Origin of the sequence: Romboutsia sedimentorum (assembly GCF_030131845.1) — a bacterium.
GTDB classification, from domain to species: domain Bacteria; phylum Bacillota; class Clostridia; order Peptostreptococcales; family Peptostreptococcaceae; genus Romboutsia_D; species Romboutsia_D sedimentorum.
In genome coordinates this window covers 107,647-129,621 of sequence record NZ_JASKYM010000007.1, presented here as the reverse complement: position 1 = coordinate 129,621, position 21,975 = coordinate 107,647, and the positions used below count along the sequence as shown (strand labels likewise).

17 protein-coding genes and 1 riboswitch are annotated in these 21,975 nt (G+C 29.9%); of the genes, 16 read left to right on the top strand and 1 reads right to left on the bottom strand.

What is annotated here, in order from left to right:
* Positions 1 to 29: 29 nt before the first annotated feature.
* From glmS to fabZ, 9 genes are all read left to right on the top strand, one after another.
* Positions 30 to 1,859, top strand: a complete 1,830-nt coding sequence (gene glmS, locus QOZ84_RS12715; RefSeq protein ID WP_284133340.1) for a glutamine--fructose-6-phosphate transaminase (isomerizing) — start codon at positions 30 to 32, stop codon at positions 1,857 to 1,859.
* A 247-nt stretch (positions 1,860 to 2,106) separates the two neighbouring features.
* Positions 2,107 to 2,970 carry a 4Fe-4S binding protein gene (locus tag QOZ84_RS12710; protein WP_284133339.1) on the top strand — a complete coding sequence of 288 codons (864 nt, stop codon included), beginning with the start codon at positions 2,107 to 2,109 and terminating at the stop codon, positions 2,968 to 2,970.
* An 81-nt stretch (positions 2,971 to 3,051) separates the two neighbouring features.
* Positions 3,052 to 3,789 carry a YwmB family TATA-box binding protein gene (locus QOZ84_RS12705; RefSeq protein WP_284133338.1) on the top strand — a complete coding sequence of 246 codons (738 nt, stop codon included), beginning with the start codon at positions 3,052 to 3,054 and terminating at the stop codon, positions 3,787 to 3,789.
* Between the two features lie 21 nt (positions 3,790 to 3,810).
* Entirely contained in the window at positions 3,811 to 5,064 is a 1,254-nt protein-coding gene (gene murA / locus QOZ84_RS12700) for a UDP-N-acetylglucosamine 1-carboxyvinyltransferase (RefSeq protein WP_284133337.1), read from the top strand.
* A 75-nt stretch (positions 5,065 to 5,139) separates the two neighbouring features.
* Positions 5,140 to 6,186 carry a stage II sporulation protein D gene (spoIID, locus tag QOZ84_RS12695; RefSeq protein WP_284133336.1) on the top strand — a complete coding sequence of 349 codons (1,047 nt, stop codon included), beginning with the start codon at positions 5,140 to 5,142 and terminating at the stop codon, positions 6,184 to 6,186.
* 165 nt (positions 6,187 to 6,351) lie between these two features.
* Positions 6,352 to 7,032 carry a M23 family metallopeptidase gene (locus tag QOZ84_RS12690; RefSeq protein ID WP_284133335.1) on the top strand — a complete coding sequence of 227 codons (681 nt, stop codon included), beginning with the start codon at positions 6,352 to 6,354 and terminating at the stop codon, positions 7,030 to 7,032.
* A 97-nt stretch (positions 7,033 to 7,129) separates the two neighbouring features.
* Complete coding sequence (gene spoIIID / locus QOZ84_RS12685) at positions 7,130 to 7,396, top strand: sporulation transcriptional regulator SpoIIID (RefSeq protein WP_026899919.1); 267 nt, start codon at positions 7,130 to 7,132, stop codon at positions 7,394 to 7,396.
* Positions 7,397 to 7,524: 128 nt separating this feature from the next.
* Complete coding sequence (mreB, locus tag QOZ84_RS12680) at positions 7,525 to 8,547, top strand: rod shape-determining protein (RefSeq protein ID WP_284133334.1); 1,023 nt, start codon at positions 7,525 to 7,527, stop codon at positions 8,545 to 8,547.
* An 11-nt stretch (positions 8,548 to 8,558) separates the two neighbouring features.
* Positions 8,559 to 8,987, top strand: a complete 429-nt coding sequence (gene fabZ / locus QOZ84_RS12675) for a 3-hydroxyacyl-ACP dehydratase FabZ (RefSeq protein ID WP_284133333.1) — start codon at positions 8,559 to 8,561, stop codon at positions 8,985 to 8,987.
* Positions 8,988 to 9,102: 115 nt separating this feature from the next.
* Here the strand turns inward: fabZ and yyaC are convergent, their stop codons facing one another.
* Entirely contained in the window at positions 9,103 to 9,612 is a 510-nt protein-coding gene (gene yyaC, locus QOZ84_RS12670; RefSeq protein WP_026899922.1) for a spore protease YyaC, read from the bottom strand.
* Between the two features lie 218 nt (positions 9,613 to 9,830).
* Positions 9,831 to 9,936, top strand: a riboswitch (SAM riboswitch).
* 179 nt (positions 9,937 to 10,115) lie between these two features.
* Between yyaC and metK the strand changes: the two genes are divergently transcribed.
* The 7 genes from metK to QOZ84_RS12635 all read left to right on the top strand — a co-directional run bounded on the left by metK (position 10,116) and on the right by QOZ84_RS12635 (position 21,971).
* The gene (gene metK / locus QOZ84_RS12665) at positions 10,116 to 11,309 is read left to right on the top strand and encodes a methionine adenosyltransferase (protein ID WP_284133332.1); all 1,194 of its coding nucleotides are present in this window, start codon (positions 10,116 to 10,118) and stop codon (positions 11,307 to 11,309) included.
* A 154-nt stretch (positions 11,310 to 11,463) separates the two neighbouring features.
* Positions 11,464 to 13,686, top strand: a complete 2,223-nt coding sequence (gene recD2, locus QOZ84_RS12660; protein WP_284133331.1) for an SF1B family DNA helicase RecD2 — start codon at positions 11,464 to 11,466, stop codon at positions 13,684 to 13,686.
* Positions 13,687 to 13,688: 2 nt separating this feature from the next.
* On the top strand, positions 13,689 to 14,471 hold the full coding sequence (locus QOZ84_RS12655; protein ID WP_284133330.1) for a ComF family protein: 783 nt from the start codon (positions 13,689 to 13,691) through the stop codon (positions 14,469 to 14,471).
* Positions 14,472 to 15,170: 699 nt separating this feature from the next.
* Positions 15,171 to 15,719: a ribosome hibernation-promoting factor, HPF/YfiA family gene (hpf, locus tag QOZ84_RS12650; RefSeq protein ID WP_284133329.1), complete on the top strand. Its 549-nt coding sequence runs from the start codon at positions 15,171 to 15,173 to the stop codon at positions 15,717 to 15,719.
* A gap of 192 nt (positions 15,720 to 15,911) precedes the next feature.
* Positions 15,912 to 18,584 (top strand): preprotein translocase subunit SecA, encoded by a 2,673-nt coding sequence (gene secA / locus QOZ84_RS12645; RefSeq protein WP_284133328.1) that lies wholly within the window; start codon positions 15,912 to 15,914, stop codon positions 18,582 to 18,584.
* 15 nt (positions 18,585 to 18,599) lie between these two features.
* A protein-coding gene (prfB, locus tag QOZ84_RS12640; protein WP_284133327.1) for a peptide chain release factor 2 occupies positions 18,600 to 19,710 on the top strand; the annotation gives its coding sequence in 2 pieces (ribosomal slippage) (positions 18,600 to 18,674 and positions 18,676 to 19,710; 1,110 coding nt in all).
* Positions 19,711 to 19,829: 119 nt separating this feature from the next.
* Positions 19,830 to 21,971 (top strand): Tex family protein, encoded by a 2,142-nt coding sequence (locus QOZ84_RS12635; RefSeq protein ID WP_284133326.1) that lies wholly within the window; start codon positions 19,830 to 19,832, stop codon positions 21,969 to 21,971.
* The last annotated feature ends 4 nt before the right edge of the window (positions 21,972 to 21,975 follow it).

The following is a 21,975-nucleotide window of genomic DNA, read 5'->3' as shown; positions in this document are numbered from 1 at the left end:
CAAATAATATTTTTAGGAGGATTTTGAATATGTGTGGAATAGTTGGATATTTAGGATACAGACAAGCAACAGAGGTTTTAATAGAAGGACTTTCTAAGTTAGAGTACAGAGGTTATGATTCTGCAGGAGTTGCAGTTAACGTTGGAAATGAATTAGAGATAAGAAAGTTCAAAGGAAGACTTGCAATATTAGCAGAAGACTTAGAAAAAAATCCAATAGAAGGTGGATTAGGAATAGGGCATACTAGATGGGCAACTCATGGAGAACCATCAGATGTAAACTCTCATCCTCATTTCAATATGGATAGAACAATAGCTGTTGTTCATAATGGTATAATAGAAAACTACATGGAGTTAAGAGAAGAATTACAAAGTGAAGGTGTATTATTCTTATCTCAAACTGACACAGAAGTAGTAGCTCACTTAGTAGATAAGTACTATGAAGGAAACTTACTAGATGCTGTTTACAAGGCTACTGAAAGATTAAGAGGAGCGTATGCACTAGGTGTTGTATGCAAAGACAACAACAATGAATTAGTAGCTGTAAGAAAAGATAGCCCATTAGTAGTAGGTCTTGGAGAAGGTGAAAACTTCATAGCATCAGATATACCTGCTATATTAAAGTATACTAGAAATGTATATTTCTTAGAAAATGGGGAATTTGTTCACATGGTTGGAGATAAATTAACTGTTTTAAATGAAAATAGAGAAGTTGTTGAAAAAGAAGCTACAAAAATAACTTGGGATGTAGAAGCTGCATCTAAAGGTGGATATGAGCACTTTATGTTAAAAGAAGTGTACGAACAACCAAGTGGAGTTAGAGAAACATTAATAAGAAGATTAAATGATAATGGAGAAATCCAATTAGATGATATAAAAATGACTAAGCAAGACTTAGAAAAAATAAATAAAGTTTATATAGTTGCATGTGGTACTGCATATCATGCAGGACTTGTTGGAAAATTTGCTATAGAAAAGTTTGCTAAAATACCAGTAATAACTGATATAGCATCTGAATTTAGATATAGAGATCCATTTATAGATGAAAACACATTATTAATATTAGTAAGTCAATCAGGAGAAACTGCAGATACATTAGCATCTTTAAGATATGCTAAAGAAAGAGGAGCTAGAATATTAGCAGTAACTAATGTTGTAGGTTCTTCTATAGCTAGAGAGTCTCATGATGTATTCTATACATGGGCAGGGCCAGAAGTGTCTGTTGCATCTACTAAGGCTTATACTACTCAATTAGTATCATTCTATATGATAGCATTAGATTTTGCTATAAAGAGAGAAACTATAACTAAAGAGTTCTACAATGAAATGATAGAAAAATTAAAAGAAATGCCATCTAAAGTAGAAAAAGCTCTAGAGCAAGAAACTTATATCAAAGAAGACGTTGCTAAAACGTTAAAAGAAGCTCATAGTGCATTCTATCTAGGTAGAGGATTAGATTATAACTTAGCTATGGAAGGTGCTTTAAAGATAAAAGAAATATCTTATATTCATGCAGAAGCTTTTGCAGCTGGAGAATTAAAGCATGGTACAATAGCATTAATAGAAAAAGGAACACCAGTAATAGCAATAGCTACTCAAGGGGAATTATTTGAGAAGATGGTTTCTAACATGGCTGAAGTAAGAGCTAGAGGAGCATATGTTATAGCTATAGCTCAAGAAAAGAACAAAGAAGTTGAAAAGGCTGCTGACAAGGTAATATATATACCAAATGTAGATGATATACTATCAAGTATATTAACAGTGCTACCTCTTCAATTATTATCATACTATGTTGCAGTTGAAAGAGGTTGTGACGTAGATAAGCCAAGAAACTTAGCTAAATCAGTAACAGTTGAATAATAAAAAATAGTAAAAATAGGCATCTCTTAAATGAAATAAATCATTAAGAGGTGCTTTTTTATTGAGTATGTATGTTCTTAAAAAGAACACTACATTAACAAAATAAAATATTTGATTGGGTTTATATACCATTAAAAAAAGTAATGATATGCATAATAATATAAAATATATAAAATGAATAAATGTTCTAGATGATAGGTATTAAGTATGATAACCTATATATATAAATTAATAGGTGGTGTTTATTGTGATAAGTAAAGATGAAATAGCTAGATTAAAGGGCGAAGGGATATTAGCACAAAAACAAGAAGGATACTTTGCAATAAGAGTATTAAGTAGAGCGGGTAATTTTAAAGCACAACAATTAAATGATCTATCTAGGTTATCTGAGAAGTATGGTAGAGGGTATCTAGGGCTTACTACTAGGTTAGCAGTAGAAATTCCTTGGATTAAATATGAAGACATTGAAGATATAAAAAGAGAACTAAAAGAAGCTAAATTAGTTCATGGAGGAACGGGGAAAAAAGTTAGACCTTTAGTTGCATGTAAAGGAACTGTATGTCAACACGGTATATATGACACTCAAGGACTTTGTGGAAAATTACATGATAAATATTTTGCATACGATTTACCATCAAAAACTAAAATAACATTAGTAGGATGCCCGAACAACTGTGCAAAAGCAAACACTAATGACATAGGTATAGTTGGACAAGCTTATGTGAAATTCAATAAAGAGAAGTGCAAAAACTGTGGAATATGTACTAAACAATGTAGACAAAAAGCAGTTAAACTTATAGATGAAAAATTAGTGTGGGATCAAGAACAATGTGTAAATTGTGGAAAATGTGCAGTTGCTTGTCCATTTGGAGCCATGGAAGTTGAAAAACAAGGAATGGCTATATATCTTGGTGGTAGAATGGGAAGAGGATATAGATTTGGAGATAAATTAACGGATTTATATCAAGAAGAAGAAATGGAAGACGTGGTACAAAAAATATTAGATACATATAGTGAACTAGGGGAGCCTGGAGAAAGAATATCTAAGGTTTTAGAAAGAATAGGAATAGAAGAATTTGAAAGTAATTTAATAGAAAAATTAAAAAAATAAATAGTGAGTATATAAAGTATATCCTCCTTAAAATTGTCAATAATTCAAGTATAAATATGATAATTTTAAGGGGGATTTTTTATGAAAATAGTAAAATTAACAATAAGTTTTTTTGCACTGATGTTAGCAGGAATGTTAATATCATATGCTGATATAAAATCAAATAATGAATATGAGCAACTTATACAAGCCTTTAATAGTACACAGGCTGAATTTAAGTTTTATAATATAAAAGCAAATGCTGAAATAAATCATGATATATCTAAGAATGAGATGACGGATATGTGTATTGAAGTTATTAATAATCTTGGGCTAGAAGAAAGTAATATAAAATGGGAAGAAAATTGGAATAAAAGCGAAAAACAAATATATGCCCAAGTTAAGACGCAAGAAAAAAGCATTTCTATAATTGCTACTAAAAAAAATAACAAAGAGTCATACATAACAGTTGACATATTAGAGAATAAAGTATATAAAAGTATAGTGGACATTTATACAATTCTTGAGAATACTCTCAACAAGCATGTTTCTCAATTGAATATAAATACATGTATCTCAGGAGAATATACAAAAAAGTTAAAAATAAAGAAATATGATGATATTTTAGAGAAAATATTATATAATATGAATGCTGAAGAAATAGATAGAGTAGAAGAGGAAAACTTTATATCGATAACAGCGTATAGTGAAGTTTTACATAAAAACTACTTAGAATATTTAGGAAATAAGATAAATTTAAATATAGGGATGAGGTATAGCGAAGATGATGAGAAAACTCTCATATATATTGCTACGCCCATTATCAAATTAGACTATTAATAATGAGGAGAGGTCAATCAAATGGCAAAAATATTAGTTAAGAAAAGTAACCCACTTAGAGGTAGTGTTAAAATAGATGGAGCAAAAAATGCAGTATTACCAATAATAGCAGCAACATTATTAGGAAACGGAAAATCAACAATAAAAGGTGTACCTAACTTAAGAGACGTACATGTTATATCTGATTTATTAAGACATTTAGGAGCTGAGGTAGATTATACAGATAATGTATTAACAGTAGACGCAAGCAACATAAGCACATGTGAAGCTCCATATGAACTTGTAAGAAAAATGAGAGCATCTTTTTTAGTAATGGGACCATTACTTGCAAGATTTAATCATACTAAAATATCTATGCCAGGGGGATGTGCTATAGGAACAAGACCTATAGATTTACATTTAAAAGGATTTAAGTACTTAGGTGCTAACATAGAGATGGATCATGGATTTGTAGAAGCTACAACTAAGAAATTAACAGGAGCTAAGTTATACTTAGATTTCCCATCAGTTGGAGCTACTGAAAATATAATGATGGCAGCTGCTCTTGCAGACGGTATTACAATAATAGAAAACGCAGCAGAAGAACCAGAGATAGTTGACTTAGCTAACTTCCTAAACGAAATGGGAGCTAGTATAAAAGGTGCTGGAACAAATACTATAAAAATAAACGGAGTTAAAGAATTAAAAGGTGCAGAGCATACAGTAATACCTGATAGAATAGAAGCAGCTACTTATATGGTTGCAGCAGCTATGACAAAAGGTGATATAACAATAGAAAATGTAATGATGGAACATTTAAAGCCAGTAGTAGCTAAATTAAAGGAAGCTGGTTGTGAAATAATAGAAACTGATAACGCTGTAAGAGTAATAGGACCAGACGTTATAAAACCAATAGATATAAAAACTTTACCACATCCAGGGTTCCCAACAGATGTTCAGGCTCAATTTATGGCTATGATGACTATATCAAACGGAACAGGGGTAGCTATAGAAACTGTATTCGAAAACAGATTTATGCATGTTGCTGAATTCAATAGAATGGGTGCTAACATAAAGATAGAAGGCAGAAGCGCTATAGTTAATGGAGTAGATCAATTACATGGAGCTAAGGTTAATGCAACAGATTTAAGAGCAGGTGCTGCACTTATATTATGTGGACTTATAGCAGAAGGTGAAACTCAAATAGGTGAAATATACCATATACAAAGAGGATATGTAGACATAGATAAGAAGATAACTGCATTAGGTGGAAACATAGAAATAATAGAAGATTAATAAATTAATTGTGATAAAAGAATAGGGTTGTTCATATACTTTAAGGACAAGGATTAAACTAAGGAGGAAAAGTATATGAAGAACCCTTTAATAGTTTTAGCAAGCGTAGTTGTTTGCTCTATAGCGATACCGATACTTACAAGTGTAGTATCTTACGATTCAATAGAAGTAACACCTAAAGAAGATAAAAAAACTGTTGTAGTTACAAAACAAATAGTAAAAAAAGCTGAAAAGAAGTTAACAAGCTATGAAACGATTAATAAAAAGTCACCGACCATAAATGTGTATAATCATAAATTGGGTAAAACTCAGAAAATGGATATAGAAGAATATTTATGTGGTGTATTAGCTGGAGAGATGTCTTCAGAATTTAGTTTAGAGGCTTTAAAAGCTCAAGCTGTGGCTGCAAGAACTTTTGTAATGTATAAAGAAAATCAAGGCAATTCAAACAAACATAAAAATGCTGTAGTTTGTACAGATTTTAAACACTGTCAAGAATATAAAAGTTATGATGAATTAAAATCAAAAAACGGAAAAAATTGGATGAAAAACTCTTATTCAAAAATTCAACAAGCTGTAAAGGAAACTAAAGGTCATATTATAACTTATAATGATGAGCCTATACTCACTTTGTATTTTTCAACATCTTCAGGTAAAACGGAAAACTGTGAAGAGGTATTTTCTAAAGCATATCCATATTTAAAATCAGTTGAAAGTCCATATGATAAAAATTATTCACCTAAATATGTGTCTGCACTACAAATTAGCAATAAAGACTTTGTAGATAAATTTAAGAGAAGTTATGGTGGGGTACAAGTAAATGAAAATGATTTAAAAAATGAAATTAAAATACTTGAAAGAAGTAATGGTGGATCTGTAGACAAAATTAAAATAGGCAATAAAGAAATTAAGGGAACTGATGTTAGAAGTATATTAAATCTAAACTCAGCTAATTTTGATATAAAATTCAATGAAAATTATTTGGATATTGTAGTAAAGGGTTATGGACATGGAGTAGGAATGAGTCAGTGGGGAGCAGAAGGTATGGCAAAAGAAGGACATAAGTATTATGAAATTTTATCTCATTACTATAAAGGTACTCAAATAAAAGATTTGTACTAACATAAAAAAAGATAGATAAACAACATATGTTGTTTATCTATCTTTTTTTATATTAGTACGCTTATAATCTCTAAATAAATATTGTTTCAAAAAAATACATAAATTGTATAAAAATAGAAACTATAGACAACAATATAAATACATAAATATATTTGGAGGTGCTGTATGAAGAAAAAGCTATTAGAAAAAGATGGTTTTTACTTAGGATTATTTGCATGCATTTGCTTACTAGCAATTGGAGGAGTCTGGTTTACAAAAAACAATGTAGATGAATTAGCTTCTAACAATGAATTTGTAAATAACACTGAAAAAAGTAGCAAAAAAGATGATGAATTGCATTTAATAAAGAAAGAAAATAATGATGCCGTTCCAACAACATCAGAGTCAGAAGAAAATTTACAACAAGCTAAGCAAAAAGAAAAACAACAAGTAAAAGAAAATGATTCTAAATTAGGTTTTTTAGGAAAAGCAATAACAAGAGAGTACTCAGAAAAACAACCTAGCTACTCAGAAACATTAGCTGTATGGGAAATACATAAAGGTTTAGATGTTAGTGCAGAGAAGAATCAAGCAATAAAATCTTTATTATCAGGAAAAGTAGTTGATGTATTTAAAGATGATGAAAATGGAACATCAGTAAAAGTTCAAAGTGATAATGATGTCGTGGTAATATATTCTAATTTAAATGAAAAAACAAAAGTGAAAAAAGGTCAAGTAGTTAAAGAAGGCGAACTTTTAGGGAACGTAGGAAATACTTCTATAGTTGAAAGTGAAGAGGGAACTCATGTACATATAGAGGCATTTAAAGCAAAACAAGCAATAGACCCAATGAATTTAACAAAATAAAAATATAACAGATTTAATCAAATTTGATTAAATCTGTTATATTTTTTTGCGTTTTTACATATATATGATTAAGGCTAGTATGTGAGGGGGGGAAATTTTGAGATCTCATATAGAAGAACGAGCAATCGTTGTGGCAAAATATATACTAGAAAAAAATACTACGGTACGTCAAACAGCTAAAACTTTTGGAGTCAGCAAAAGTACTATTCACAAGGATGTAACAGAACGATTAGAAGAAATAAATCCATCTTTAGCTAAAGAGGTTAAGATGGTTTTAGAAAAGAATAAATCCGAAAGACACATAAGAGGTGGCATGGCTACTAAGCTTAAATATGAAAAGGATATAAAAAAAGATGTAGGCTAAAGCCTACATTTTTTTATATTGTTCTTGACTAAAACGGCGTTTTTGTATATTTTGTATTATAGGAGTGTTTTAAAAAGAAAATAATCAAACGTTTAAATATAATAAATAAAACAAAAGGAGTTTTAAAAATGTCGAGAGCTGATATAGGTATAGACTTAGGAACGGCTAATGTACTTGTATATGTTAGTGGAAGAGGAATTGTACTAGAGGAGCCATCTGTTTTAGCAATAGAAAAGAGAACCAATACTGTTTTAGCTGTAGGTGAAGAAGCTAGAAGAATGATAGGGAGAACACCGGGTAATATAGTAGCAATAAGGCCGCTAAGAGATGGTGTTATTTCGGACTATAATGTAACTGAAAAAATGCTTAATTATTTCATAAACAAAGTTGTAGACAAGAAGGGCTTTGGTAGATTTTTCATGCCTAGAATAATGGTTTGTGTTCCAACTGGAATCACAGAGGTTGAAAAAAGAGCTGTAGAAGAAGCTACACGTCAAGCGGGAGCAAGAGAAGTATATATAATAGAAGAACCTATAGCAGCTGCAATTGGGGCTGGAGTAGATATATCTAAGGCTAACGGAAGTATGGTTATAGATATAGGTGGAGGAACTTCGGATATAGCTGTAATCTCTTTAGGGGGAGCTGTAGTAAGTGAATCTATAAAAGTAGGTGGAGATCGATTCGATGAAGCTATCGTTAGGTATATTAGAAAACAACATAACCTTCTTATTGGAGATCGAAGTGCTGAAAAAATAAAGATAGAAATAGGTACTGCATACAAAAGAGAAGAAGAAATAAGCATGAAGATAAGCGGAAGAAATTTAGTTGGAGGATTACCACAATCTATAATTATAAACTCTTCAGAAATGTTACAAGCCCTTGATGAGTGTGCTGAACAAATAGTAGTAACTACACTTTCAGTACTAGAAAAAACACCTCCAGAATTAGCTGCGGATATAAGTGATTCAGGAATAATAATGACTGGTGGAGGTTCACTATTATATGGACTAGATAAAAGAATAGAGGAAAGAACAGGAATTAAAGTAATGGTTGCTGATGAACCTTTATCTTGTGTTGCCAAAGGAACAGGAAAAGCATTAGGCTCTTTAGATTTGCTTGAAACAGGAGGAACCTTCAAAAAAAGAAAATAGGAGGTATTTAAATGTTAAATATAGATCAAATAAAAGAATTAATACCACATAGATATCCATTTTTATTAGTGGATAGAGTTATAGAATTAGATGAAGGAAAAAGAGCAGTAGGAATAAAAAATGTAAGTGCAAATGAGCCATTTTTCCAAGGTCATTTTCCAGATTATCCAATAGTGCCAGGAGTTTTAATAATAGAAGCTATGGCTCAAGTTGGATGTGTAGCTATGATGTCTATGGATGAGAATAAAGGTAAATTAGGTGTATTTGCAGGTATAGATAAAGTTAGATTTAAAAAAGAAGTAAGACCAGGAGATGTATTAACTATGGAAGTAGAGATGATCTCAGTAAGAAGAAATATTGGAAAAGCTATAGGTAAAGCTTATGTCGCAGAAGAGCTTGCATGTAGTGGAGAGTTAATGTTTGCACTTGTTCAAAAGTAAAAAAAAAGTCCTAGCAATAGGACTTTTTTGTTTGGAAATATTACTCGCTTAACTAGTAGCAATTTATGTAAAGAAATGATGCGAGATTATTTTTAAAAACTTAAATAGGAAAAAATTACGTAGAAAGTAACAACGCTAATGAAATTATTTCAGCTAATTCTAATATAAAGCTAAGCCTTACGTTGTTAAAAGAAAATCTGTTATTTTCATCTATCTTATCTACAATTCCTACAATAGAATAATTTCCTATTTGAGGGAGTTTTTTTCCTACACCTTTTCCAGGAAGAATTGGACCTTTTCTAACCTGTACATTGCCTATACTACTTCTAGATCCTAAACATGCATCTATAGCCAAGAAGTTGCCCTTTGGATGGGATAGTTTTATATGTTCAATAGATTCGTATATATTTAAAGCATGAATAGGATTATCTAGTGTTCCGTAAACTGGGAATTTAAAGTCACTATTCTTTAGCATTGTTCCAACTAAAGGGCCAAGAGCATCACCTATAGCCCGATCTGTTCCTATACAAACCACAACTGTATTCTCATCAATTAAATCTTTAAGTACTGAATTTAATATTTGTACAATATTTTCATTTTTATAATTTACCTTGGCTAAGTACATAGGAACACCCCCTTCAAAAGAAATATATGAAAATTTGGCCTAAAAAAGACCTATCTTAAAGTAGATAAGATATAATATGAAATTAAGTTAAGATACGATACTATATAGTAAAAAAAATATATTTTAAAATAAAAAAATATTGACATAATTTTAAAATTAAGGTAAAGTATTATTCAGTAATAAATAAATAAAAAAGAACTTAATAATTTTTCTTGATTACCTTATCAAGAGTGGCGGAGGGATAGGCCCTGTGAAGCCCGGCAACCACCCATTTGGGAAATGGTGCTAAATCCTACGAGACTGTACAGTTTTGGAAGATGAGGTTAGTTAATTAACGTATTGATATATACTAATTAACCTCTTCTTGTATAAGAAGAGGTTTTTTTAATTCAATAATAAATTGCTAAACTGTTACTTTATAAAGTCTAATTAATATTTAACGTATAGGTAACCTCAGGCCTGTGCAAATTAAAATACATTATAAATTAAGGAGGAAACAAAAAATGGCAAGACATTTATTTACATCGGAATCAGTAACAGAAGGGCATCCAGATAAAATTTGTGACCAAATATCAGACGCAATACTAGATGCATTATTAGAGAAAGATCCTCTATCAAGAGTAGCTTGTGAAACAGTAGTAACTACAGGATTAGTTTTAGTAGCAGGTGAAATAAGTACATCTGCATATGTAGATATCCCAAAAGTAGTAAGAAATACAGTAAAAGAAATAGGGTATACAAGAGCTAAATTTGGATTTGACTGCAATACTTGCTCGGTTATAACTTCAATAGATGAACAATCAGGAGATATAGCAATGGGTGTTGATGAAGCATTAGAGAGTAAAGTAGGTCAAGAAACAGAAGAAGAAATAGAGGCTATCGGGGCTGGAGATCAAGGTATAATGTTTGGGTTTGCATGTAATGAAACTGAAGAATTAATGCCTTTACCAATATCATTAGCTCATAAATTAGCTAGAAGATTAACTGAAGTTAGAAAATCAGGATTATTAGAATACCTAAGACCAGATGGAAAAACTCAAGTTACAGTTGAATATGATGGAGCTAAAATAGTTAGAGTTCATACTATTCTTATATCAACTCAACATGGAGAAGAAGTTGATAATGAAACAATAAGAAAAGACTTAATAGAGCATGTTATAAAAGCTGTTATACCTGCTGAATTACTTGATGAAGAAACTATAATATACATAAACCCAACAGGAAGATTTGTTATAGGAGGACCTCAAGGGGATACAGGTCTTACAGGAAGAAAAATAATAATAGATACTTACGGTGGATACTCAAGACACGGTGGAGGAGCATTCTCAGGAAAAGATCCTACAAAGGTTGATAGATCTGCTGCTTATGCTGCAAGATACGTAGCTAAAAACATAGTTGCTGCAGGACTTGCAGACAAATGTGAGATAGAATTAGCTTATGCAATAGGTGTTGCTAGACCATTATCTGTATTTGTAGATACTTTTGGAACAGGAAAAGTTTCAGAAGAAATTTTAGTAAACTTAGTAAACAAGCACTTTGACTTAAGACCAGGTGCAATAATAAGAGATTTAGAGTTAAGAAGACCTATATACAAGCAAGTTGCAGCTTATGGTCACTTAGGAAGAACTGACATAGACTTAACTTGGGAAAGAACTGATAAAGCAGAAATATTAAGAAAAGAAGCATTAGGACAATAATTTAAAATATATTAAATAATCAAGCCCCTTAAAGTATAAACAGGAAAATACCTGGATAACATTACTTTAAGGGGTGATTTAATTTGATATAAAAGGTATAATAATTACAACTTAGGTGCACGATAGAAATATTATTTGTTGTAGGAGAATAAGTATGGAAAGAATAGAAGGAATGATAAATGACATAGTATTTAAAAATGATGACAATGGTTATACCATAGCTCATTTAGTAAATTCTGAAAGTGAAGTTGTAATCGTAGGATGTATGCCAACTTTATCAGTAGGCGAAAGTATAGAAGTCGAAGGTAAGTGGATAAATCACAAAACTTATGGTACTCAATTTGAAGTAAATAAATTTATGCCAGTAACACCATCATCACTAGAAGGTATTTATGTATATCTATCATCTGGAATGATACATGGTATAGGTGAAAAAATGGCTAAGAGGATAGTAGATAAGTTTGGGGTCAACACTTTAGATATAATTCAAAAGATGCCAGAAAGATTAAAAGAAGTCGAAGGTATAGGAAGTAAAAAAATAGATCAAATAGTAAAAAGTTATGAAGAAAATAGAGAACTTAGAAATATAATTATAGAGTTGTCTCCGTATGGAATTACTCCTAATTATTGTATGAAAATATACAAAAAATATAAAAATAAAGCTATTGAAGTAATAAATAAAAATCCATATAAGCTTGCCGAAGATATAAGAGGTATAGGATTTAAAATAGCTGATAACATAGCGAGCAAAATAGGAATAGAAAAAAATTCTAAAGATAGAGTATCACAAGGCATTTTATATGCACTAAACCAATCTTTAAGTAGCGGGCATACTTATCTACCACAAAATATTTTAATTCAAGAATCTGTAAAATTATTAGAAGTACAATCACCAATTATTGAAGAATGTATAATGGATTTAATTTATGATCAAAAAATTCATATAGAAAAAATGGATGGAACAAATTTAATATACTTAATTCCATACTATTTATCTGAAAATGGGGTATGTAAACAAATAATAAAACTATCTCAATGCGAATTTAAAGACCTAAATATAGATATAGAAAAAGAAATAGAATGCGTGGAAGAACAAGAAGATATTAAATTAGCTAAAAATCAAGCATTAGCAGTTAAAGAAGCTATAGAAAATGGAGTAGTGATAATAACTGGTGGACCGGGAACTGGAAAAACTACAACCATAAATACTATAATAAAAATATTTGAAAATAACAAGCAAGAGGTAATATTAGCAGCTCCAACGGGGCGAGCAGCTAAAAGAATGAGTGAAACATCAAGTAAAGAAGCTAAAACTATACATAGATTGCTAGAAATGGGATATGCGACTGATAGTGATGAGCTTAAGTTTATGAAAAATGAAGAAGAACCAATTAAAGCTGATGTAATAATAATAGATGAGCTATCAATGGTAGATATTTTACTTATGTATAGTTTATTAAGAGCTATAAAACCTGGCACTAGGCTGATATTAGTTGGAGACAGTGATCAGTTACCATCAGTAGGTGCAGGAAACGTACTAAAAGATATGATTGAATCTAGTGTTATAAATGTAGTTAGATTAAATGAAATATTTAGACAAGCTCAAGAAAGCATGATAGTAGTTAATGCCCATAAGATAAATAATGGAGAACCCCTACATTTAAATTCAAAGGGAAAAGATTTTTTCTTTATAAAAAAAGATACTAATGAAGAGGTACTACAAGAAATCGTTGGATTAGTTAATGAAAGGTTACCTAAATTTTATAATGTAGATAAGCTAAAAGACATACAAATATTAGCCTCAATGAGAAAAGGAGATTTAGGAGTAACCAATCTTAACATTGAGTTACAGAAGTATCTTAACAAATCGGAAAAATTTAAAGTAGAAGAAAACTTTCAAAAAAGGCTTTTTAGAGTTGGCGATAAAGTTATGCAAATTAAAAATAACTACACTAAAAAGTGGGAAAATGAAGATAGAAGTGATAGCGGAGAAGGTGTATACAATGGAGATATTGGATACATATATCATATAGACAAAGATAAAAGAACCATATATGTATTATTTGACCAAGTCAAAATAGTAGCCTATAAATATGATGAATTAGACGAGCTAGACCATAGTTTTTGTACAACAATACATAAAAGCCAAGGGAGTGAGTTTCCAGTAGTTATAATTCCTATAACATGGGCTCCACCAATGTTACTTAGCCGTAATTTATTATATACAGCAGTAACAAGGGCTAAAAAATTAGTTGTATTAGTTGGAGATGTTAAATATTTAGAGTATATGATAAAAAATAATAAAACTAATGATAGATACTCTAATCTAGCTTATAAACTAAATAAATTTAGAGAAGAAGGGTTGTTAGTTAAATAAATATGAAAAGTTATTTAAATAAAAAATATGACATATTTAAAAACATAATAAATATATTTTTAGAGTTTATATATCCTGAAAATATAACTTGTATCATATGTAATAAACCTATAAATAAAGAAAATACATATTCTATGTGTAAGAATTGTTTTAAGGAATTACATTTTATAAAGGATGGTTGCATAAAATGTGGAAAGCCAATAATAAATCATTCTTTAGAAAAAATAGATATAACTGGATGCAGTTATTGTTTTAGTAAAAATTTTTATTTTGATAAATCCATATCGTGTATAGAGTACACTGATTTTAGTAAAAAAATAGTATTTGGTCTAAAATATAGCAATAAAACTTATATGAGTAAATACATAGCAAATATAATGAAAGAGAAGCTAGATATAGAAAGTATAAAATTTGATTACATATTGTTTGTACCATTACATAAAAAACGTTTAAGAAAAAGAGGATTTAATCAATCTCAAAAAATAGCAAGGTATTTGGGCAAAGTAATTGAAATACCAGTTGTAGATGTCATAGGCAGAAAAAAAAATACAAAAAGATTATATAATCTTAGTAAAGCAGAAAGAAAAAAAGAGTTAAAAAATGTATTTATAATAAAAGATACCAAACAAAATTTAAAAAATAAAAATATATTGCTTATAGACGATATATTTACAACAGGAACAACCGTAAATGAAATATCTAAAATTCTTAAATTAAATGGTGTAAACAAGGTATATGTTATGTCTTTTTTAACAAAAAATAATGATTGTTATGTATTAGAATAAATTTCTATTGACATATCAACAGTAAAATATTAAAATAAACAAGTGATATTTAGGTCTGTGGTTGAAAGTCCAAGCCAGTCGCAGGCAAAGGGATCCACGTAAGTTAACCCTAAAAATTGGGTTGATGATCATGGTGCGGCTTAGAAGTAAGACCTACCGATAATAAAATCGAGAGAGTTAATAGTGCGGCGAACCCAAGCGAAAGCTCCAGTAGGCGAGTGTGGGGTCAAAAACCAGGTCAGCTAGATATCCTAAAGTACCTTTATAGGTGCTTTTTTTGTTGTAAAAATACTAATTGTACAGCTAAGTATGAAAGTTTTTTGATTTAAAAAAACTCTATCTATTTTATACAACAAAAAATTAAAAAAGTATAAAAAATATAAAATTACGACATTAATTCACAAATAAATAACAACTATTGTTGATATTTGTGGATATATAGATATAGATAAATAGCTTAAAATACACAAAAACTAGAGTTATTAACAAAACTATCCACACTATCCACAGATTTGTATTTTAAATAATCCACATATCGTATATAAAATAACAATAATTTTCAAAAATTTTTGTTATTTTATTTGAATATATTAAATTATAAAAGTTAACAATAAAAACAAAGGATTTTATAATTTAATATAGAATTTATTATTAAAGTATAAAAACTTTAGACTGCTATAACCGAAGGGAGATGTTTTTATGAACATAATAATATCTGGAAAACAAATGGAACTGACAGATGGAATCAAAGATGCAATACAAGAGAAAATCGAAAGATTAGAATATTACCTTCACCCTGAAACAGAAGTTAAGGCAACAGTTAGCGCTAGAAAAGCTAGACATAAGATAGAAGTAACAATAATACCTATAAGTGGGCCGATAATAAGAGCTGAAGATATAGAAGAGAATTTATATGCGGCTATAGATGTTGTATATGATAAATTAAATAAACAATTAAGAAGATATAAAAATAGATTACAAGATAAACACCAAAGCAATGAAAGTATAAGATTCCATGGTATAGATTCAGGAGAAGTAGAACCAGAATTTGAAGAAGAAGATAGACTAAACATAGTAATAGAAAGAAACAAAAAGTTTGGCATGAAACCTATGGGTGCAGAAGAAGCTGTATTACAAATGGAATTAAGTGAGCATGATTTCTATATGTTTAGAAATATAGATACAGATGACATATCTATTGTATATAAACGTAGAAATGGTGGATATGGATTATTAGAACATGAATAAGATAATTTAAATTAATTAAAAAGCTATCGATAGATTTAATTATCGATAGCTTTTTTAAATTAATTATTATTACATAGTTTAAATTTATACTTTAGCACAAAAAATACAATGATAAATATACAATATAAAATATAGTACTTTTATGGTAAAATATATAATAGTATAAAAATTGAGCGAGGAGAGATGCTGAACATGGGTTTTTTAGATGGTTTATTTAACATGGCAGACAAAAAAGAACTAAAAAAGTTTAACAAAATAGTTGATGAAATAGATTTATTACAGCCTAAATTTGAAGCTATGTCGGATAAAGAACTTAAGGGTATGACCGACATATTCAGAGATAGATTAAGTAATGGAGAGAGCGTAGATGATATATTAACAGAGGCTTTTGCAGTAGTAAGAGAAGCTTCAAAGAGAGTACTAGGAATGACACACTATAGAGTACAGCTTATAGGCGGGATTGTTCTTCACCAAGGAAGAATAGCTGAGATGAAAACAGGTGAAGGTAAGACATTAGTTGGAACAGCACCTGTTTATTTAAATGCTCTTACAGGTAAAGGGGTACATGTTGTTACAGTAAATGATTACTTAGCAAAACGTGATAAAGAACAAATGGGTAAAGTATATGAGTTCCTTGGAATGACTGTAGGGGTAATAGTTCATGGTCAAGACCCTCAAACTAGAAGAGCTCAATATGAATGTGATATAACTTACGGAACAAATAATGAATATGGATTTGATTACTTAAAGGATAATATGGTAATACATAAAGAACAAATGGTTCAAAGAGAGTTAAATTATGCTATAGTCGATGAGGTCGATTCAATTCTTGTTGATGAGGCGAGAACTCCTCTTATAATATCTGGTCCTGGGGACAAATCTACACATTTATATGCAGATGCTAATACTTTTGTATTAACATTAAAGCCAGAAAACTATGAATTAGATGAAAAGCAAAAATCAGTAACATTAACTGATTCAGGTGTACAAAAAGCAGAAGTATACTTTAATGTAGACAATATAACTGATGTAATTCACATGGAATTATATCATCATATAAATCAAGCTTTAAAAGCTCATGTAATAATGAAGCGTGATGTTGATTATGTATCTAAAGACGGAGAAATAGTAATAGTAGATGAATTTACAGGAAGACTTATGTTTGGTAGAAGATATTCAGAAGGTCTACACCAAGCTATAGAAGCTAAAGAAGGATTAAAGATACAAAGAGAATCTAAAACTTTAGCAACTGTTACATTCCAAAATTACTTTAGAATGTATAAAAAACTTGCAGGTATGACAGGTACAGCAAAAACAGAAGAAGAAGAATTTAAAGCAATATACAAAATGGATGTTGTTCAAATTCCTACTAATAGAGATATACTAAGAGAAGATTTACCAGATGCAGTATACAAAAGTTCAAAAGGTAAGTTTAATGCAGTAGTAGAAGATATAATAGAAAGACATGCATCTAAACAACCTATACTTGTAGGTACTGTATCAATAGAAAACTCAGAGATATTATCTCAATTATTAAAGAAAAGAGGAGTTAAGCATGAAGTATTAAATGCTAAACACCATGATAAAGAAGCTGAAATAATAGCACAAGCTGGTAGATTAGGAGCAGTTACAATAGCAACTAATATGGCAGGGCGTGGTACAGATATAGTTTTAGGAGGGAATCCTACATTCTTAACTAAAAAAGAAATGAAGAGATTAAAATATGATGATTCAGTAATAAATAAAGTAGATTCACCTTTAGAAGGTATGGAAGTTGAAGGTAATGAAGAATTATTTAAAGCTAGAGAAAAATACACAGAACTATATGAAAAATATAAAAATCAAATAAGTGAAGAGCAAGCTGAAGTTGTTAAAGCTGGTGGATTAGCTATAATAGGTACAGAGAGACATGAGTCTAGAAGAATAGATAATCAGTTAAGAGGTCGTGCTGGTCGTCAAGGTGACCCAGGTAGTTCAAGATTTTACATAGGGCTAGATGATGATCTTATGAGATTATTCGGAAGTGACAGAATATCTACAGTAGTAGACAAAATAGGTCTTGAAGAAGATATGCCAATAGAGCACAAGATGTTGAGTAAATCTATAGAAGGTGCACAAAAGAAAGTAGAAGGTAGAAACTTCGGAATAAGAAAGCATGTACTTCAATATGATGATGTTATGAATAAGCAAAGAGAAATAATCTATGCTGAAAGAAGACGTGTATTAGAAGGTGAAAACCTAAAAGAGCAAATACAAGGGATGATAAGTTCTTTAATAGAAGAAGCTACAAGCTTATATACTGAAGAAGCAGAATTCAATGTAGATGGATTTAGAGATCATTTATATAACTTGTTTATGCCAAAGGGAAGTATAGAAATCCCAGACATGGAAAAATTCAAAACACAAGAAATAATAGATGCTACTTATGAAATAGCAATGAAGATGTATGGTGGAAAAGAAGAAAGAATAGGTTCTGAAAGAATGAGAGAAGTAGAAAGAGTAATATTACTTCAATCAGTTGATAACCACTGGATAGACCATATAGATGCTATGGACCAATTACGTCAAGGTATAGGACTTCGTGCAATAGGTCAACAAGATCCTGTAGCTGCATACAAAATAGAAGGTTTTGATATGTTTGATGAAATGACTAAACATATTAAAGAAGATACTGTAAAATATTTATTTAATATAACTATAGAAGAACCTGTAGAGAGAAAACAAATTATAGATGTTGAACATTTATCATCTAATGCAGTTGATGAACCAGCAAATAAAACTATTAAAAAAGACGATGCAATAGGTAGAAATGACGACTGCCCTTGTGGAAGTGGAAAGAAATACAAAAAGTGTTGTGGTAAATAGTTTTGGAGGATACAAATGTTAAAATTACAAGATTATAGAAATAGTGTGGAGAGTATATCTTCAAATATAGAAGAATTGAGGGCTTCTCTTTGACATTGATTCATTATTAATTGATATAAATGAAAATGAAGAAAAAATGAATGAGCAAGATTTTTGGAATGACAATGAACTTGCGCAAAAAATTCTTCAAAATAATAAATCATTAAAAGAAACAGTAGAAGAGCATCAATTGCTAAAAGATGCTTTAGAAGAAATAGAAGTTTTAATAGAGTTAGGTTTAGAAGAAAATGATGAATCTATTGAAAGAGAAATCGAAGAATCAATAATAAATCTTGAAAAAGAAATAGACAGTTTAACGATAAAGACTCTTTTAAGTGGTGAATATGATAAAAATAATGCTATACTATCTATAAATGCAGGAACTGGTGGATTAGATGCTCAGGATTGGGCACAAATGTTACTAAGAATGTATATAAGATGGGGCGAAGGTAAAGGCTATAAGGTTAAAATATTAGATATGATATCAGACCCTGAAGCAGGAATAAAAAGTTCAACATTACTTATAGAAGGTATTAATGTTTATGGATATCTAAGAAGTGAAAAGGGAGTTCATCGTATAGTTAGAATATCTCCTTTTGATCCATCAGGAAAAAGACATACATCATTTGCCTCTATAGATGTTATACCTGAGCTAGACGATAGTATACACATAGATATAAACCCTGTTGATTTAAAAATTGATACATATAGAGCTTCTGGTGCAGGAGGACAACATGTAAACACTACAGACTCAGCAGTAAGAATAACTCATATACCGACTGGTGTTGTAGTGCAATGTCAAAATGAAAGATCACAGCATAAAAACAAAGATACAGCTATGAAAATGCTTATGGCAAAACTTATAGAGCTAAAAGAACTTGAACAAAAAGAAAAGATTGAAGATATTCAAGGGAAATATTCTCAAATAACTTGGGGAAGTCAAATAAGGTCATATGTATTTCAGCCGTACAAATTAGTAAAAGACCATAGAACTAATGCAGAAATGGGAAATGTAGATAGTGCTATGGATGGAAATATAGATTTATTTATAAATGAGTATTTAAAAATGAATAAATCTAAAAAATAATTCAAATAAGGGCTTGAGAATTTAATTCTCGAGCCTTATTTTAAAGTAATTTTTAAACATAATTAAGATAAAATAATTCACGATATCGTGATCAATTTAATGAAAGAAGAGTGGTATATATGAATATAAATGAAATACTAAAAAAAGAGTTTAATCTTAGAGATGAGCAAATAAATAATACTATAGCACTTATAGATGATGGAAATACAATACCTTTTATTGCTAGATATAGAAAAGAAATGACAGGTGAAATGAGTGATGTTGTTTTAAGAGATTTTTATGATAAATTAGTTTATTTAAGAAACCTACAAAGTAGAAAAGAAGATGTAGTAAGGATAATAGAAGAACAAGGAAAGCTTACAGATGAAATAAAAATAAATGTTGAAAAAGCTAATACACTTCAAGAAGTAGAAGATATATACGCACCATATAAGCAAAAGAAAAGAACAAGAGCAACTATTGCAAAAGAAAAAGGACTAGAAGAATTAGCACTATTAATATTAAATAGCAATGTAGAAAACTTAGATATAGAAGCTAGCAAATATATAGATGAAGAAAAAGAAGTAAAATCAGCAGAAGAAGCTATAAAAGGAGCAAAAGATATAATAGCTGAAATGATTTCTGAGGATGCAAAGATAAGAAAATATATAAGAGAATTTGCATTAAGAGACGGTATGGTAACTACTAAAAACTCTAAAGAAGAAAAATCAGTTTATGATATGTATTATGACTATAGTGAAGCAGTAAAAACTATAGCACCTCATAGAGCTTTAGCTATAAACAGAGGAGAAAAAGAAGAATTTTTAAAGGTTAAAATAGAAATCAATAATGAAAAAGTAATAAATTATATAATAAATGAATATGTAAACAATAGTAATTTTAAAAATAAATCAGAGATAGTAAATACTATAGAAGATGCATATAAAAGATTAATATTCCCTTCAATAGAAAGAGAGATAAGAAATCATCTTACTGAAATAGCACAAGAAAGAGCAATAAGTGTATTTGGTCAGAATATAAAAAGTTTATTATTACAACCACCAGTAAAAGATAAAGTAGTTATGGGATTTGACCCTGCTTTTAGAACAGGATGTAAGATAGCAGTAGTTGATAAGAATGGTAAACTACTAGATACTACAACTGTATACCCTACAGAGCCACAAAACAACGTAGAAGGTGCAAAGAAAACATTAAAAGCACTAATAAAAACTCATAATATAGATATAATAGCAATTGGAAATGGAACTGCATCAAGAGAATCAGAAAAATTTGTATCTGATATGATAAAAGAAATTGATTCTGATGTTCAATACATAATAGTAAGTGAAGCGGGTGCATCAGTTTATTCGGCATCACAACTTGCAAGTGAAGAACATCCAGATATAAATGTATCTATAAGAGGAGCGATATCTATAGCTAGAAGATTACAAGATCCATTAGCAGAGCTTGTAAAAATAGATCCTAAAAGTATTGGAGTAGGTCAATATCAACATGACTTAAATCAAAAAAGACTAGAAGGAGTATTAGGCGGCGTAGTAGAGGATTCAGTAAATAGTGTTGGGGTAAATCTAAATACAGCATCATATTCTTTATTAGAACATATTGCAGGGATAAGCAAGACTATAGCTAAAAATATAATAGTATACAGAGAAGAAAATGGAGATTTTACTTCAAGAGCTCAACTTAAAAAAGTAAAAAGATTAGGACCACAAGCATTTACTCAATGTGCAGGATTTATGAGAATATTAGATGCAAAAAATCCGCTAGATAATACAGGAGTACATCCGGAAACTTATGATATAAGTAAAAAAATGTTAGAAATGATTGGATACTCTCTTAAAGATATAGAAAACAGAAAAATAGAAGATATAGATTCTAAAGTAAGCGAAATAGGAATAAAAGAATTAAGTGAAAAACTAGACGTAGGTGTGGTAACATTAAAAGATATAATATCTGAAATTAAAAAACCAGGAAGAGATCCAAGAGAAGAAGGTATAAAACCTATATTAAGAACAGACGTGTTAAAAATAGATGATATACAAGAAGGTATGATATTAAAAGGTACTGTAAGAAATGTAGTAGACTTTGGTGCTTTTATTGATATCGGTATAAAAAATGATGGATTAGTTCACAAATCACAAATGAGCAAGTCATTTGTAAAAGATCCTATGACTATAGTTACAATAGGAGATATTGTAGATGTAAAAGTTATAGGAGTTGATATGAGTAAGCAAAGAGTAGCTTTATCAATGAAGATATAAGCAC

Coding starts and splice junctions, on each gene's coding strand:
- glmS (WP_284133340.1), top strand. CDS start 30: ATGTGTGGAATAGTTGGATATTTAGGATACAGACAAGCAACAGAGGTT.
- QOZ84_RS12705 (WP_284133338.1), top strand. CDS start 3,052: ATGAAAATAGTAAAATTAACAATAAGTTTTTTTGCACTGATGTTAGCA.
- murA (WP_284133337.1), top strand. CDS start 3,811: ATGGCAAAAATATTAGTTAAGAAAAGTAACCCACTTAGAGGTAGTGTT.
- spoIID (WP_284133336.1), top strand. CDS start 5,140: ATGAAGAACCCTTTAATAGTTTTAGCAAGCGTAGTTGTTTGCTCTATA.
- QOZ84_RS12690 (WP_284133335.1), top strand. CDS start 6,352: ATGAAGAAAAAGCTATTAGAAAAAGATGGTTTTTACTTAGGATTATTT.
- mreB (WP_284133334.1), top strand. CDS start 7,525: ATGTCGAGAGCTGATATAGGTATAGACTTAGGAACGGCTAATGTACTT.
- fabZ (WP_284133333.1), top strand. CDS start 8,559: ATGTTAAATATAGATCAAATAAAAGAATTAATACCACATAGATATCCA.
- yyaC (WP_026899922.1), bottom strand. CDS start 9,612: ATGTACTTAGCCAAGGTAAATTATAAAAATGAAAATATTGTACAAATA.
- metK (WP_284133332.1), top strand. CDS start 10,116: ATGGCAAGACATTTATTTACATCGGAATCAGTAACAGAAGGGCATCCA.
- recD2 (WP_284133331.1), top strand. CDS start 11,464: ATGGAAAGAATAGAAGGAATGATAAATGACATAGTATTTAAAAATGAT.
- QOZ84_RS12655 (WP_284133330.1), top strand. CDS start 13,689: ATGAAAAGTTATTTAAATAAAAAATATGACATATTTAAAAACATAATA.
- hpf (WP_284133329.1), top strand. CDS start 15,171: ATGAACATAATAATATCTGGAAAACAAATGGAACTGACAGATGGAATC.
- secA (WP_284133328.1), top strand. CDS start 15,912: ATGGGTTTTTTAGATGGTTTATTTAACATGGCAGACAAAAAAGAACTA.
- QOZ84_RS12635 (WP_284133326.1), top strand. CDS start 19,830: ATGAATATAAATGAAATACTAAAAAAAGAGTTTAATCTTAGAGATGAG.